Source organism: Pseudogemmobacter lacusdianii (assembly GCF_030848395.1).
Taxonomy (GTDB): Bacteria; Pseudomonadota; Alphaproteobacteria; order Rhodobacterales; family Rhodobacteraceae; genus Pseudogemmobacter; species Pseudogemmobacter lacusdianii.
Map to the genome: position 1 here is coordinate 1 of NZ_JAVDBT010000002.1, position 15,442 is coordinate 15,442.

The 15,442-nt window shown below is 58.8% G+C and carries 14 protein-coding genes; 10 read left to right on the plus strand and 4 right to left on the minus strand.

All coding sequences use genetic code 11. The features are described from left to right. The first annotated feature begins 636 nt into the window (after positions 1-636). From Q9295_RS01755 to Q9295_RS01765, 3 genes are all read left to right on the plus strand, one after another. Complete coding sequence (locus Q9295_RS01755; protein WP_306678778.1) at positions 637-1,566, plus strand: response regulator; 930 nt, start codon at positions 637-639, stop codon at positions 1,564-1,566. A gap of 12 nt (positions 1,567-1,578) precedes the next feature. Beyond that, positions 1,579-1,941, plus strand: coding sequence for an Hpt domain-containing protein (locus Q9295_RS01760; protein WP_306678779.1), 363 nt, complete (start codon positions 1,579-1,581; stop codon positions 1,939-1,941). A 77-nt stretch (positions 1,942-2,018) separates the two neighbouring features. Further along, positions 2,019-4,184, plus strand: coding sequence for a sensor histidine kinase (locus Q9295_RS01765; RefSeq protein ID WP_306678780.1), 2,166 nt, complete (start codon positions 2,019-2,021; stop codon positions 4,182-4,184). An 82-nt stretch (positions 4,185-4,266) separates the two neighbouring features. Here the strand turns inward: Q9295_RS01765 and Q9295_RS01770 are convergent, their stop codons facing one another. The 4 genes from Q9295_RS01770 to Q9295_RS01785 form a co-directional block, all read right to left on the minus strand. Beyond that, a complete protein-coding gene (locus Q9295_RS01770; protein WP_306678781.1) occupies positions 4,267-4,710 on the minus strand; it encodes a response regulator in 444 nt (147 codons plus the stop codon). Positions 4,711-4,818: 108 nt separating this feature from the next. Further along, positions 4,819-5,646 carry a response regulator gene (locus Q9295_RS01775; RefSeq protein ID WP_306678782.1) on the minus strand — a complete coding sequence of 276 codons (828 nt, stop codon included), beginning with the start codon at positions 5,644-5,646 and terminating at the stop codon, positions 4,819-4,821. 266 nt (positions 5,647-5,912) lie between these two features. Next, entirely contained in the window at positions 5,913-6,887 is a 975-nt protein-coding gene (locus Q9295_RS01780; protein WP_306678783.1) for a response regulator, read from the minus strand. Between the two features lie 105 nt (positions 6,888-6,992). Then, the gene (locus Q9295_RS01785) at positions 6,993-10,271 is read right to left on the minus strand and encodes a PAS domain-containing protein (RefSeq protein ID WP_306678784.1); all 3,279 of its coding nucleotides are present in this window, start codon (positions 10,269-10,271) and stop codon (positions 6,993-6,995) included. Between the two features lie 422 nt (positions 10,272-10,693). On the opposite strand from Q9295_RS01785, the gene Q9295_RS01790 reads away from it, so the two are divergent. The 7 genes from Q9295_RS01790 to Q9295_RS01820 all read left to right on the plus strand — a co-directional run bounded on the left by Q9295_RS01790 (position 10,694) and on the right by Q9295_RS01820 (position 15,439). Next, the gene (locus Q9295_RS01790; RefSeq protein WP_306678785.1) at positions 10,694-11,308 is read left to right on the plus strand and encodes a ribonuclease D; all 615 of its coding nucleotides are present in this window, start codon (positions 10,694-10,696) and stop codon (positions 11,306-11,308) included. Beyond that, the gene (locus tag Q9295_RS01795) at positions 11,289-12,260 is read left to right on the plus strand and encodes a KpsF/GutQ family sugar-phosphate isomerase (protein ID WP_306678786.1); all 972 of its coding nucleotides are present in this window, start codon (positions 11,289-11,291) and stop codon (positions 12,258-12,260) included. Before Q9295_RS01790 ends, Q9295_RS01795 begins: the two co-directional genes overlap by 20 nt. Position 12,261: 1 nt before the next feature. Further along, positions 12,262-12,882 carry an LPS export ABC transporter periplasmic protein LptC gene (lptC, locus tag Q9295_RS01800; RefSeq protein WP_306678787.1) on the plus strand — a complete coding sequence of 207 codons (621 nt, stop codon included), beginning with the start codon at positions 12,262-12,264 and terminating at the stop codon, positions 12,880-12,882. An 8-nt stretch (positions 12,883-12,890) separates the two neighbouring features. Then, the gene (locus Q9295_RS01805; protein WP_306678788.1) at positions 12,891-13,385 is read left to right on the plus strand and encodes an LptA/OstA family protein; all 495 of its coding nucleotides are present in this window, start codon (positions 12,891-12,893) and stop codon (positions 13,383-13,385) included. 2 nt (positions 13,386-13,387) lie between these two features. Next, positions 13,388-14,149, plus strand: coding sequence for an LPS export ABC transporter ATP-binding protein (gene lptB, locus Q9295_RS01810; RefSeq protein WP_306678789.1), 762 nt, complete (start codon positions 13,388-13,390; stop codon positions 14,147-14,149). Between the two features lie 213 nt (positions 14,150-14,362). Beyond that, a complete protein-coding gene (hpf, locus tag Q9295_RS01815; protein ID WP_306678790.1) occupies positions 14,363-14,938 on the plus strand; it encodes a ribosome hibernation-promoting factor, HPF/YfiA family in 576 nt (191 codons plus the stop codon). Between the two features lie 36 nt (positions 14,939-14,974). Continuing rightward, a complete protein-coding gene (locus Q9295_RS01820; RefSeq protein ID WP_306678791.1) occupies positions 14,975-15,439 on the plus strand; it encodes a PTS sugar transporter subunit IIA in 465 nt (154 codons plus the stop codon). The last annotated feature ends 3 nt before the right edge of the window (positions 15,440-15,442 follow it).

Here is a 15,442-nt window from a genome sequence, read left to right on the forward strand (position 1 = left end):
CCGTCGTCGCCCTCGCCGCAACCGTCATCTTCTGGCTATGACACAAGAACGAGTCCTGACCCTAGGGTCCGGCAAGGACATATTCAGGGGCGAAATAAACTCACCAAAAGTCCTTAAGCCGAGCTTACGAGAAGAGCATAAACCGTCTCAAAGAAGCACAGTCATATAGCGAAAAACTGAGCGACCCCACCGCCCCTTATTATCGTATTAGGAAAACAGATGCGAGCATTATTTAGCGAACCACAACAAGGCAACACCACCGGCGCAATTCAAATTATTAATCTGCGGCATAACATTTATCGGCTTGACAATATTGGCTTGCGCGAAGTCTGGCCCGTTTGGAGCCACGCCAATGCGTCAAATGTAATGCCTCTCGCTGGCCAGCGACCGTAGGCAGATCCGACGGCAACACTCGACGCACCGGCCACCAGCGCACCCCCACAAAGGGCACAATCTCCCCATGCCCAAAGCCCTGCCGCAGCCGCCTTAGCATTGCCATTCTTGCCCGGCTTATCCCCTTTTTTCGGTCAAATTTTCGCCTTCTTCCTCCGGCTATCTCGATCAAACAACCCCGATGGTTGTGCTCATCATGCCGTTTCGCGCTGTGAGCATCCCGAGCTGGAAAGATCTAGACGAATGCGTATTCTGGCCGTCGATGATGACGCTGTATTCCTGATGCTGCTTCAGCATGTGCTTGGATCATTGGGCTACCGCGAACTGGTCTGCGTCAACTCGGGTGCCGAGGCGCTGGCCTTGCTGCGCGAGCCCGATCACGGTTTCGACTGCGTTCTTCTCGACATCGAAATGCCGGTTATGAACGGGATCGAATTGTGCCGGCGCATCCGCAACATGCCCGCCCATAAAGATCTGCCGATCGTGATGATCACGGCCATGACCTCGATCGACTATGTCGAGCCGGCCTTCCGCGCCGGGGCGAATGATTATGTGCATAAACCCATCAACCAGTTGGAGATGAACACCCGACTGGGCATGGTGAGCGTGCTGGTCGAAGAGCGTCTCCGCCGTCTCTTGCTGGAGACCCGGCTTTCTACAGATTTCGGCCTACCAACGCTGAACGTGCGCTTTGAGGATCCGATCAGCCTGACCGAAGCAGGTTCGGTGGTCGACTGGCTGGCTTTGGAGAATTACGCCCTGACCTTGGGGCGGCTGCGGCTTTCCGGCCATGATGTCATCGCCTTCCGGGTCACCAATGCTTTGGCGATCTTTGGGGCGACTGATAGCATCGGCTATATCGACACGATGGCCAATGTCGCCTCGGTGCTGGACAATGCGCTGCGCAGCGGCAATCACTTGATCGCCTTCGCGGGTGAGGGCGATTTCGTGGCGATGATCGATCATGCCGCTGGCCTTGATCCTGAAATGCTGCAAGATACGATTGAACTTGCAATGGATCGGTACAAACAAGTGCATTCTGGTCTTGGCATTCCTCTGCCCCAGATCACCGTTGGGCGCCCCACACGTGCGGGGCTCTTCAACCGCACCTCGGTCAGCCGCCTGTTCCACGATGCGCGTCAGAATGCGCGGGACAAGGTTACAATCAAATAATTGAGTGGTCCCATGCTGCTTCTTGGCCCCCAATACGGCGTCTCGCAAACGCAATCGGATCCGCTGGCCCCCATTCGGCGGCGCTTTTTGACCACGGTTGATCAGCATTGCCAGGATGTCGCACAACTCATCCAAGACACCGCCGAACCGGCACTGAGCCGCGACGCATGGAATGACATTGGCCTCATCGCACACCGCGTTGCGGGCGTCGCTGCCACATTAGGCTTTGAAGACCTCGGCCGCATCGCCGCCGAGCTTGACCAGAAGATCGGAACTGCCATGAAGGCAGAAAGGGTTGATTTGGCCGGATTAAGCGGCACAGTCGCCTTGTTTCAATCTCAGTTGCTCAAGGCGCAAGCCAAAACGGCAGACTGAAGTCTTACGACAGGTCTAAACATTATGAAGACAGGCTCCGCGTCGGCCATCGCCCGACCTTTCTATAAGGGTGGGTCATGCTGAACTGTTTCGAGATGTCACCCATCGACGGCTTGGCCGGGGTCACGCTGTTCTTCTGGTTGGGCATCGCCTTTCTGCTTTACTGGACGGCTAAGAGCTACTTCTTTGGCCGGACCTACTTTCTGATCTCGCTTCTGGCGATGCTCTATTGGCTGATCGCCGTCCTGATGGAGCTGAGCGCGTCTGAGCTTGAGTGCAAAGTCTTCTGGGCGAAATTCGCTTGGCCCGCGATTGTGCTTTTGCCAACGGCTTGGGCTTATTTTCTGGCCGATTATGCCCGCGGCACCACCACCACTGGCAAAAAGCTTCGGCTTGTGCCGCTGATCGGCGGGCCACTTCTGGCCGCAATCATGGTCTCCACCAATGATTTGCACCAGCTGTTCTATGCGCCGGGCACCGGGCTTTTCGTGACCGACGGCCGATTGATGGCCAATTTCGAACATGGGCCGCTGTTCTATCTTGTCTCGGCAATGATCTATATCTCATTGGTGACGGCCATCGGCGTCACCGTGCGCGGTATTTTGCTGTCCTCCCCGCAACACCGCACCTTCTTCTTTGGCCTGCTCCTGGTCACCTTGGTGCCTGGCTTTGCCAATCTGCTGTACATCTTCTTTGGCATGACGTTGCAGGGCTTTGACCCAACGCCCTTCGCCTTCTCGGCCACTTTGATCATCCTTTCCCTGATGATCTTGCAAAACCGGCTCTTGGATGTGACGGCGATTGCGAAGGATTTGCTGTTCTACAACAGTGCCGATCCGGTGGTGGTGCTGGACCTTTACGGCAAGCAAGTTGCTTGGAACCCGGCAGCCCGCGCCCTCTTCCTTGGCCGCGATCACGCCAAGGACACCCACGAGCTGCAAGATTACGTCACCGATGTCGTCGCCACCGGCGGTCGGCCGGAAACGCACACTCTGGCCATCGGCAACCGCTTCTACGACCCAGACCTGCTTGTGCTGAAACAGCCCTTTGGCACCGAGCGCCCCGAGATTGGCTGGCTGGTACGGCTACAAGATTCGACCGAGCGGCGCTTTCTCTCTGCCGCCCTGCAAACCGAGCGCGACTTTCTAGCACTGCTGATGGAGACCAGCCTTTCGGGCATCATCGCCTTGGACATGCGCGGTATCATCATGTTCATGAACTCGGAAGCTGGGCGTATCTTGGGCATCGAGGGGCTACTGCTGCGCGAAGTGACTTTGGGCGATCCCGCTTGGGAGTTCCAAACCCCCGAAGGCGCGCCCGCAGCAGGGCTTGGCCATGCATTCGCGCGGCTCCTGGTGGACCAAAAGCCGATCCGAAACCGCCGACTTTCGCTGTTGCGGCGCGGCGATGGCGAGCGGCGGATGATCTCGGTCAACGCCAACCTTTTGAATACGCCCGGCTCAGATGAGCGGGTGGTGATCTCGCTTGCCGATGTGACAGAGCAGCACCAGAACGAGCTGCGTCTGCATGCTCTGGTCGCGAAATCGGAATCGGAAAGCAAAAGTAAGACCCAGTTCATCGCCAATATGAGCCATGAGATCCGCACCCCCTTGAACGGGGTGCTGGGCATGGCCGAGGTCTTGGACCGGCTGGTCCATGATGCCGAGCAAAAGAAGATGCTCTCGACGATTCGGCACTCGGGCGAGCTTTTGCTGAGCATTCTCAACGACGTGCTCGACATGTCCAAAATCGAAGCTGGCAAGCTTGAGCTGGAAGCAACCCTCTTCCGGCCCAGCCAAATTGCGGCACGGGTGCAAGAGCTTTACAGCGTATCGGCAGAAGAAAAGGGACTGGAGCTGGAAATCCTCACCAGCGGACGGCCCGACAATGCGCGCGTGGGTGACCCCCACCGCCTGATGCAGATCCTGCAGAACCTCATCAGCAACGCGATCAAATTCACCGCCGAAGGTGAGATCTCGGTGATCTTCTCCTGCCCGCCCGGCAAGCCCTTGGTGATTGAAGTGCGCGACACCGGCATTGGCATGACCGAAGAGCAGCTTGGCCGGATTTTCAACGCCTTTGAGCAGGCCGACGGTTCGGTGACGCGCCGCTTTGGCGGCACCGGTCTGGGCATGTCGATCGTTGCCAAACTGGTCTCGATCATGAATGGCCGGATCGAGGTGGAGAGTGAGCCGGATGTTGGCACCGCCATTCGCATTCACTTGCCGCTAGAAGAGGCCTAAACTCTTCATGCTCCAAATTAAAAAGCCGGTCGCTGATGAAGCGGCCGGCTTTTTGGGATTAAGCTTGGATTGTTGGCGCAGCCTAGCGCCGCCCGGTGAGCCGCAGGATCGAGTTGACGAAACTATCGGCCGGAATGGGCTTGGGCAAAAGCAAGTTCGCCAGAGAGGCCGCACGATTGCCCGGAATCTCACCCTGACGATCCACTGCCGCGCTAAAGAGAATCATCGGTGACCCTGCGTTCAGCGATTGGCTCGCCCGTAAGTGGCGGATCAAGCGGTCGCCATTAATCTCGGGCATATTCAGATCAAAGATAAGCAAATCAAAGCGTTGCGTTAGCGCCAATTCCAGCGCAGAGCGGCCATTCGTGGCCTCGGTCAGGATGGCGTCACATTCGGCGAGCAAATGGCCAACGATCGCCCGGTTGATCTCATCATCATCGGCCAAGAGAATGCGCAGCGGTCGGGTCGCTGCGGAGCTGCGCGACGGGGCATCGGCATGCTGCCGTCCTGAAGCATTGGTCGTCATTCGGAGCCCTTCTGTATAAGTGCCCGCGCAGAACTGCTGCGAATACTGTTCTTTTAAATGAAAAAGTTAGCCGTTGCTTGGGGCGCAAAACGCCTCACAGCCCCCTGCTTATAGCACGGACGGTCGGAGCAACGTTAGGATCGCATGCATGAGATCCTTGCGCCGGAACGGCTTGGCCAAATGGGTGTCAAAACCAGCCACCAGATAATCGGCAACCTGATTAACCAGTGCATTTGCCGTAACGGCAATGGCGGGTGTAACCGCTCTGGATTGCTGCACTTCACCAGCGCGAATCTCGCGAATCGCGGTCACGCCATCCATCACCGGCATCGAGATATCCAGTAAAAGCAGATCGAAATTTGACTTCTGCCAAGCTTCGAGCGCCTCTTTGCCGTCATTCACGCTGACCAGCTCAGCCCGCGTGTCAGCCAGCATTTCTTCCAAAACCAAACGATTGGTCGGGCTGTCATCGGCAATCAAGATGCGGGTGCCCGCCAGGCTTGCCGTCTCTTCTTGCGAGGTCTCTTCCAGCTCAACCTGCATCAGTTCGGCATCCGCGAAGGGGAAGCTGAGCTTGACGGTATTTCCACTAAGGCCATTGGATTGACTGAATGTTCCACCAAAACTTTCAATCAGGGACAGGGTTTCGGCATCAACCGATAGGGGCGCGGAACTTGCGGTAATATCGATCATCACCGGCTTGCCAACCTTGGCGCTGAACTTCAGTCGCAGCGCACTATCGGCATCCGTGAATGGCGCATCGCCTATGATTTGAACGACGATCTTAGCCAGCGCATCCGGCTCACCCTCACGACCCTTTTCACACCCCAAGCTGCTAAAGGCTTCAAAGGTTGCGCCGACTGTTTCCGCTTCCGCCCCGAACCGAGATTCGATTTGGCGAAGGACATCAACCGGCCTGAAGGTGGTGGCGTTCACGTCTGGTCCATTCCGAAACTTCCCCCCCCCGGGCCCCTGCAAGTGCCCGGAAGAAAACCTAATCCTACACAATTAACCCATCACTGGCGCGCGAAATATACCATCTTTAGGCGGTGTGTTCCGCGTCGTGGAAAGGTAGGCTCGCAACAGAGCCCCCTAAAACACAGATGTAATTTAGCAGTGTTCAGAATGATTAAGCAACCATAAGCTGTATCACAGACGCATAATCTCTATTGAAACGCATCGCTTATTTACATGCCCCAGCGTCAGGCTGACTTTGCGTTCTCGGGTAAAAGCAAGATTGGGCTGGGCTGCTCAGCTGCGGCGATAGCCGCGCGCAAAACATCAGAATTTCGCGGACAAGTGAAAAGGGTTTTGCGCATCACCGGGCCCAGAGTGATGGCAGGTGCCGGCAGGTTATCGCGCAGGTAGATTTGGCTATAGGCGCCAAGACGCATCTCGATTTGCGTGGTGATCTTAGCCAAATCAGGATCATTCGTGCCGGTGCTGGCAACGGCAAAGACGCCACGTCCAGCATAGCAAATCAAGGCCTCGGGACGTTTCAAAACCGTTTCCAAGGTCACTCCGACATCATGCAACATGTTCATGAAATCGTAGCGGTTGGCTTTTTCGTAAAATTCCGCTGCGTTATCAATCGCCACCGCGAAGACCGAGGTGTTGTAGCTTTCTTTTGTCGTCAGCCGCGAAAGATAATTCTCCATCGCATGAAGCTCGATCAGCCGATCGAGGCCCGCCACAGGAACCGCCTCATCGAAGGCAAATTCCAACAGTTCCATATCGTCGTCTTCGTCGTCGCTTTCCTCACCGCTGGCCAATTGGTCCAGCAAGGTGTTGCGCGCCTGTTCGGTGATCAGCCGTTCGATCATCGACATCCGCGCCTTCAATTCCAGCGAATCGAGCGGCTTGGTCAGGTAGTCCGACGCGCCAGCCCCGAACGCACCATCGATATATTCGCGGTCGGTGAGCGAGGTGACCATCATAATTGGCGTGCGCTTATGACCCGGAACGGCGCGGATCTTTTCGCAAAGCTCAACACCGCTCATCCCCGGCATGCGGATGTCCAGCAAGATGCAATCAAAGCTCTTTTTGCCGAACTCCAGCTCGCGGAGCGCTTCCTTCGCCGAATAGATCGGCGTGACATCATTAAATCCGAGATCCCTGAGAGCGATCTCAAGCACCTCTAGGAACAGGGGCTCATCATCGACGGCTAGGATTCGCATTCTGGACCTCTTCAGCGCGACAGTGCTGGTTTGAAGCGCCTCTCATGCCCCCTAACAGGGCGAGAATTGCTTCAACCTTTAGGAATCTTTGCCAAGCGATCGTGGTTAGAATGAGGCGGAGATGTGGCTCTCCGCAGCAAGGTTGTCTGCGGTGGCGTCGGAGGGTGTCACAACCGGAGAGAGATCTCTGGTTTCAGCATCCGCCATTGGCAAAGGAAGGGTTACTTCCACCTTCGTACCCACCCCAAACTCGCTTACCAGCGCGATGGTTCCGCCGCTAAGGTTCACCAATTCGCGAACGATCGACAGGCCAAGCCCCGTGCCGCCATGACGCCGGCTAACAGTTTCGTCCGCTTGTTCGAAGCTACTGAAAACTCTGTCACATTGGTCAGGCGTCATGCCGATACCAGTGTCGACAATGGTGAAAACCACCGGCTTTCCCGGTCGGCATGAGACATCCAACGACACGCCCCCTTGCGAGGCAAATTTGATCGCATTGCTGAGCAAGTTGCCCACAATCTGTTGGATCCGGTGCGGATCTCCAATCCGCATCAGCTCAGCCCCGGCCGAGGTGCTGACTTCGAAATCCAGCCCCTTTTCTTCTGCCAGAACCGAATAAACACCCTCCAACTGATTCAGAATGTCGATCAGCCGCAGGGGCATGTGCTCCAGCTCAACCTTGCCCGCCTCGATCTTGGACATATCAAGGATGGTGTTCAGCACCGAGAGCAGCGTTTCGCCCGAGCGGCGAATGGTGGCGATCATCCGGCTGTGTTCGGGGTCTTTGATCTGCATGCTCAGCACTTCAGCCAAGCCCAGCACACCATTCAGCGGCGTGCGAATTTCATGGCTCATATTGGCCAGGAAGATCGACTTCGAGCGGCTCATCGCCTCGGCATGAGTGACGGCCTCTTGCAGCCTCTCTGTGACGGCGATCTCCTCGGTGCTGTCCCAGAACGAGACGGCCGTGTTCATCTGGCCATCGCCGCCCTTAAAGGGCGTGGCATTGCAGGTCAGCACTTGGCGGCGGCCGTCATTCCAGCGCACCGTATAGCGGAGATCACGCAGCAAGGTGCCGGCGCGGCGGGCCATGTTGCATGGGCCTTCTTCGGCGGGCAGCGGCTCACCGTTCATCCGCTCCATATTCCAAAGCTGCCCCTCACTGGGCTTCCCGCAGATGAGCCCCGGCCGCAGATGCAGGATTCGCTCTGCCTCGGGGTTGCAATAAATCATAACGTCATTGCTGTCGTAGATCGCAACCGCCGCCACATTGCTTTCCAGCGCCGATTTCAGCAAAGCATCGCTTTGCCGCACCTCCATCTCCAGCCGCTTTTGTGCACTGACATCAATGTCGACCCCGTCCACGAGAAGCGGGCGCCCGGTCTCATCCCACCGCGTGACGCGTCCGCGCGAGAGCACCCAGAGCCAATGGCCATCCCTGTGACGGATGCGAAATTCATTCTCAAATCCATCGGGCGACTGAACCGAGACCCGCGGCGCATCTGATTCCAGCAAAGGCCGATCCTCGGGATGCACCATCGCAAGAAAATCACCATGCGCCATTGTCACCGGGCCTTCATGGCCAATAATCCGCCCCCAGTGCCGCCCGGCCGTCATCTCGCGCTTGGTCAGATCCAGCGCCCAAGTGCCGACGCGGTTCTCATCCATGATGTTGCTGAGCCGCTGCTCGGCCAGCTCACGCTCTTCCAGCGCGCGCCACAGCCGCTCATTGGCATTGTCCAGCTCTGCCACATGGCGCTTTTGCGCGGTGATCTCGATCATCGCTGTTAAAAGCCCGCCATCTGCGGTCGGCTTGTTCACACGACGGAACACCCGGCCGTCGTGCATCCGCAGTTCATCGTTATAGCTCGCTTGCCCATAGGGCTGCATCAGCGTGTTAAGATAGGCTGCGGCGGTCATGCCCACGGGCGGTGGCTCAAGATAGCCATGCTCCGTCAGGGCGAGCAGTATCTCTTGCAGCTTTACGCCAGCCTGCATCATTGGCGCCAGCCGAGGAAAGGCGTCGATCTGCGCAGGATTGCACATGACCATACGCCGCTCTGCATCAAACACCATCATCCCATCGGGCACGGCATTGATGGCATTTACCAAACGGCTTTGCGCCGAAGCCGTCTGGCGGGCCAACTCCTCCAACTGACGCTTTTGGTTGTGAAGCTCGGTCACCTCGGTTTCGACAGAGACAAAGCCTTGCAACCTGCCTTGACCATTGCGCAGCGGAACCACGTTGAAATCCACATGGTAACGGGTGCCGTTGCGATCACAGTTGATCATTATGCCATTATAAGGCCGCTCTTCGGCCATCGCGCATGCAAGCTCGGCCGCCACCCGCGGATCGCTGTCATCACAGCGCATCACATCGGCAAAGATACGACCGCGGATCTCAGCCAAGGACCAGCCGGACCTTTTCTCAAATGCTTGATTGACCCAAGTGATTCTCAGGTCGGTATCGACCATGATCACCAAATTGCTCATCGCACGGGTTACGCTGCTCAAGCGCAACAGCTCTTCGCGCATCTCCTGCTTGGCCGTCACATCGCGCACCATGAGCAAGACCGATGGTGCCCCGCCCGGGACAACGGGCGCTTTGCGCGCCGCGCGCAGGGAAAAGTGCCGCATGTCCCCTGGCAAGCCGAGCGCATAATGCGCCTCGGCCACTTCGCCGGTACTCACAACTTGCGTCACCACCCGATGCGCAATCTGCACCACATCGGGGGGCAAGATCTCTTCCACCGGGCGGGCAACAATCTCATGCGGCGCATGCATCAACAGGTCACGCGGACCTCCGATAAAGCTGGTGTAGCGCGCCTGCGCATCCACCTCGAACAACAGATCAGGCATCGCATGCAGCAAGGCCGCCATCTGGGCCGAAGCTTCAGCACGCTGCGCGTCTTGCGCGATCTGATGGCGCTGGTCGAGCAAAAGCGCCGCCAGCTCGTCGATCATCGCCAATGTGTTGCGCGCCTTCTCTCCTTGCGGCGGTGCAGAGTCGGGAAGCTCTAGGCAGAGTACCCCAACCAGCTCCGCCCCTTCACGCAGCGGCGTCAGCGCAACCGGCCCAGCGCCGCAGTTGCGTAGGAAGCGGATCAGTTCGGCAGGGAGATCTGCGGGTTCCGCCGGCGCGACCAACCGCGCCTCGGTTAATATCGCAGCCAATGGCTGAGCGGCGCCAATATGGCACTCTGCGCCTCCCGCCTCATCCGCGCGCAATAGACCGGACGCATCGGGCAGGAACAGCCAATTGCGCCCCAACCCCAAAACTTCGCTCATCCCGTTCAGCGCCAAGCGCTGACCAGCGGCAGTATCGCCCGGTGGGCGCGCAATCAGATCACGCACGCCCCGAATAGCGGCGATGTGACGTTCCATTCAGACTTCCCCTGCGTAACCGCCCAAGCCGCGCGCGCCCGGGCTGCTACCCCCTTTGTATTGACTGCCCCCCAAAGGCCCAGAATCGCAACGAAAAACTGAAACAGGCAGGAGCGATCATTGCCGCGAAGCGGATAACCCCTCTCGTCTGTGGCGTTTTCGCCGCACCCTTCTGCAAGGCATGAGGATCAACCAAAGTTATCTCTAAAATGTAGAATTTATTTAGCAATATCTGCAGCATAGCTTTTTGACCCGCCTCGTGATTTTGCGAATCGTGAAACTCTGTGAAGCCCCTGCCTGGCACGGCCCTTCGCGGGTTGGGCCAGTTGCGCAGAACCGCCCGGTTTTGGCCGGCTTGGTTGACCCAAAGGGGCGCGGCGCGTAATCGGAATGCAATCCCTTCTTTGGCGAAAGCGAGCCCCGTGGCCATTCATCTTTACCAAAACGATCTGCCCGACGGGCTGGCCCTTGGCCCCATCGTCGCCATCGACACCGAGACGATGGGCCTTGACCCACGCCGCGACCGGCTTTGCGTGGTGCAGCTCTCGGATGGCGACGGCAATGCGCATCTGGTGCAGATTTCGCGCGGTCAGACCGAGGCGCCCAACCTTGTGCGCCTGCTGACTGACCCGGCAACCCTGAAGCTCTTCCACTTCGGGCGTTTCGACATTGCCGCGCTCAAGCGCGCCTTTGGCGTGACCACCGCCCCGGTCTGGTGCACCAAGATCGCCTCGAAGATGGTGCGCACCTTCACCGATCGGCATGGCCTGAAGTACCTGCTGAATGATCTGGTGGGCGTCGATGTCTCCAAGCAACAGCAAACCAGCGATTGGGGCGCGGCGACGCTCACCGAGGCGCAGAAAGAATATGCCGCCTCGGATGTGCTGTACCTGCATGCATTGAAGAAGGCTTTGGAAGAGCGCCTGATCCGCGAGGACCGCATGGCGCTGGCACAAAAGTGCTTTGACTTCCTGCCCACGCGTGCCGAGATGGACCTGATGGGCTGGGGCGATACCAATGACATCTTCACGCACTGAGGTTGGCCCCGGCCATCTGAGCGTCGGCCGCCGTGTCCTGCGGCGCGAGGCCGAGGCTTTGTCGATGCTGGAAGCCGCTCTTGGCGAAAGCTTCGTGCAGGCGATTGAACTGATCTTGCAAGCCAAGGGCCGGGTTGTCGTCTCGGGCATGGGCAAATCGGGCCATATCGCGCGCAAGATCGTGGCGACCTTCGCCTCGACCGGAACGCCCGCACAATTCGTCCACCCGGCCGAGGCGAGCCACGGCGATCTGGGCATGGTCACGCCCGCAGACATCCTTTTGGTGCTGTCGAACTCGGGCGAGACGCCGGAATTGGCCGATATCGTCGCCCATTCGCGCCGCTTCTCGATCCCGCTGATCGGCGTGGCTGGCCGCGAAGGCTCTACCCTTCTGCGTGAGGCAGATGTGGCGATCCTTCTGCCCGCCGCCCCCGAGGCTTGCGAGCAAGGCATCGTTCCCACCACCAGCACCACAATGACCCTCGCCCTTGGCGATGCGATGGCGATTGCCCTGATGGAGCATCGCGCCTTCTCGCCCGAGCAGTTCCGCGTGTTCCATCCCGGCGGAAAGCTGGGCGCGCGGCTCTTGCATGTGCGCAACCTCATGCATGACGATGCGCCTTTGGTCACGCCCGAGACGCCGATGACCGAGGCTCTTCTTACCATGACCCGCGCGGGCTATGGCATGGTCGGCGTCACCGATGCTGAGGGGCGCCTACAAGGCGTGATCACCGATGGCGATTTGCGCCGCCATATGGCGCAACTGATGTCGCTGACGGCGGCGGAGGTGATGACCCGCAACCCACGCAGCACCTCGGCCAGCGATCTGGCGGTCGAGGCTTTGGCCTTGATGAATGACAAGAAGATCACTTGCCTGATCGTCACGGATGAAGAGAACCGCCCGATCGGCGTGCTGCACATCCACGACTGCTTGCGCGCCGGGGTGGCGTAAGGTGCCGGCGCGCCCCGATCGCCACAGCCGGATGATCGGCTGGCTCAAGGTCTTGCTGCCGCTGGCAGCACTGACCCTGCTGGCGACGCTTTTTCTGTTCTCGGACCGGATCGACCCTTCCGACGCCATTCCCTATGCGAAGGTTGATGTCGAGGATCTGGCCAAGGATCCGCGCATGTCGGCCCCCGATTACGCTGGCACCACCGCTGACGGTGCCGGGATCACGCTCTCGGCGCAAAGCCTGCGCGATGGCGCGGATGGCGCGGGCACCAGCGCCGAGGCGATCAGCGCTTTGATTGAGACGCCGGATGGCCAGCGCATCGACATCAGCGCCGCTTTGGCCAATGTCGACCCTTCGGGCAAAGAGCTGCGGTTGGACGGCGGTGTCAGCCTTGCCACCCAAGCCGGCTACCAGCTGCAAACCGAGGCGATCACCGCCGATCTAGAGCAAACCAACCTTGCCAGCACCGCGCCGGTTACCGTCACAGCCCCAATGGGCGACATTCGCGCCGACAGCTTCTCGCTCACGCAAGATCCTTTGAACAAGGGCGCTTATCTTCTGGTTTTCAACGGTGGCGTCCGGCTGCTATATCAACCCGGCGGGCAAAGCCCCTCCCCATAGGCACATTCATGGCAAGCATCCGGTCCTCTTTGGCACTCGCCGCCCTGATCGCAGCCCTCTCGGGCGCGGCTCCCGCTCAAGAGGCGAAGATCGCCTTTGGCGGGCTGGCGCAGGACACCTCCCTGCCGGTTGAGGTGCAGGCCGACAGCCTCTCGGTCAACAATGCCGACGGCACCGCAATCTTTGCAGGCAATGTGCTGGTGGGCCAAGGCGAGATGAAACTCTCCGCCGCCAGCGTCAAAGTGGAATACGCCACCGATGGCAAAGCCATTGCGCGCCTTCATGCCAGCGGCGGTGTCACCATCGCCAATCTCGCCGACGCGGCCGAGGCGCAAGAGGCGGTCTATACCATCGACAGCGGCACCATCGTGCTGACCGGCGATGTGCTCTTGACCCAAGGCCCAAGCGCGCTTTCCGGCCAAAAGCTGACGATCAACCTGAAAGACGGCACCGGGGTGATGGAAGGCCGCGTCTCCACCGTCTTCGTTCCGGGTGGCAATTGAGTATGACCGACCGCCCCGATCTGACCGTCGCCCAAGGCGCGCAGGGCTTGCAGATCCGCAACCTGCGCAAATCCTATAAGAAACGCCCGGTGATCCGCGATGTCAGCATGGAGCTGCGCCGGGGCGAGGTTGTGGCACTTCTCGGCCCCAATGGCTCGGGCAAGACCACCTGCTTTTACTCCATCGCCGGCCTTGTGACCCCCGAAGGCGGCCATGTGCTGATCGATGGCAAGGATGTCACCGCCTTGCCGATGTATCGCCGCGCCCGGTTGGGCATCGGCTATCTGCCGCAAGAGGTGTCGATCTTCCGTGGCCTCTCGGTCGAGGACAATATCCTTGCCGTGCTTGAGATCACCCAAAGCGACCGCCACAAGCGGCGCGAGCGGCTGGAAGAGCTGTTGTCGGAATTCTCGATCACCCATCTGCGGCAGGCCCCTGCCCTTGCCCTTTCAGGTGGTGAGCGGCGCCGGGTCGAGATCGCGCGTTGTCTGGCCGCCGATCCGCGCTATCTGTTGCTTGATGAGCCCTTCGCCGGGGTCGACCCCATCGCGGTCGGCGAGATTCGCCACCTTGTGCATGATCTGAAGACCCGCGGCATCGGCGTCCTCATCACCGATCATAACGTCCGCGAGACGCTGGAAATCGTTGATCGCGCTTATATTCTGCATGATGGCAAGGTTTTGATGAGCGGCACGACCGACGAAGTCGTTCGCGACGAAACCGTGCGGCGCGTCTATCTCGGCGAGAACTTCCGTATCATTTGATCCGCCCTATCGATTCTGTTGACTTCGCATCGTCTCCGGTGCCGAATGATGAAGATGAGCGCGTCCTTTGCCCCCCTTCTGAAGGTTGCCGCGGCTGAAATACCAGCCCCGCCGGGTTGCAGGCATGTTCATCACACCCCACGTCAAATGAATGCCCTTGGCTTCTGGCCAGGCCTCGGCGCCTGCCAGCCTGTTGTTCGTAAAGGAGACGTCATGCGCTATCAGATCAGTGGCAAGCAGATCGACATCGGAGAAGCTCTGCAAACGCATGTGAAAGCCGAAATCGGTGAGGTGATTGAGAAATACGCCCAGCGTCCTACGGAATGTCTGGTGGTGTTCTCAAAGGTCGCCCATGAATTCGTCTGCGAAACCACGATCCATTTGTCCACCGGCTTGACCGTTCAAGCCAAAGGACATGCGCCTGAAATCTATCCGGCATTCGAATCCTGCCGTGAAAAATTGGACAAACAGCTGCGCCGCTACAAGCGCCGCATTCGCAACCATAATGCCGATCGCAAGGCCCCTGTTGAATTCGGTGGTGGCTCCCAGTATATCCTCGCCGCAATAGAAGAGACCGACGACGCTGAGCCTGATAGCTTGACGCCCGTGGTCATCGCCGAGATGGAGACGAAGATTCCTTCGATCACCGTGGGCGAGGCCGTGATGCAGATGGAACTGGCAGGCCAGAAAATGTTGGTTTTCAGGAACGAAGGTCATGGGGGCGTCAACGTGGTGTATCGTCGGGAAGACGGTAACATCGGGTGGATCGACCCTCGCAACACAAGATAAGCGGCCATTCCGGCCCGCAGGATCATCACCCGGCCCATGGAACTTTCTAAAATTCTAGTCCCTGCCGCTGTGCGCGTGGTGGGGCAATTCACCTCAAAGAAACGCCTGTTCCAAGAACTGGCTGAGATCACCGCGCAGGTGCACGGGATCCAATCAGCCTTGGTGCTGGATGGTTTGCAAGAGCGTGAGACGCTTGGGCCGACCGGCGTGGGGCATGGCATCGCTTTGCCCCATGCCAGATTGGAAGACCTCGATCAGATCGTTGGTCTCTTCATACGTCTGGAAAAGCCACTGGATTATGACAGTGTTGACCGTCAGCCGGTGGATCTGGTCTTTGGGCTGCTGGCGCCCAAAGATTCCGGGGTGGATCACCTTAAGGCCTTGGCTTTGGTCAGCCGCACCATGCGCGACCCGGCCGTGGTCACCAAGCTGCGGGCCAATACCGATCCCGACAAGCTGCATGCCATCCTGACCGAGACCCGCACCACCGCGATGGCCTAAGCC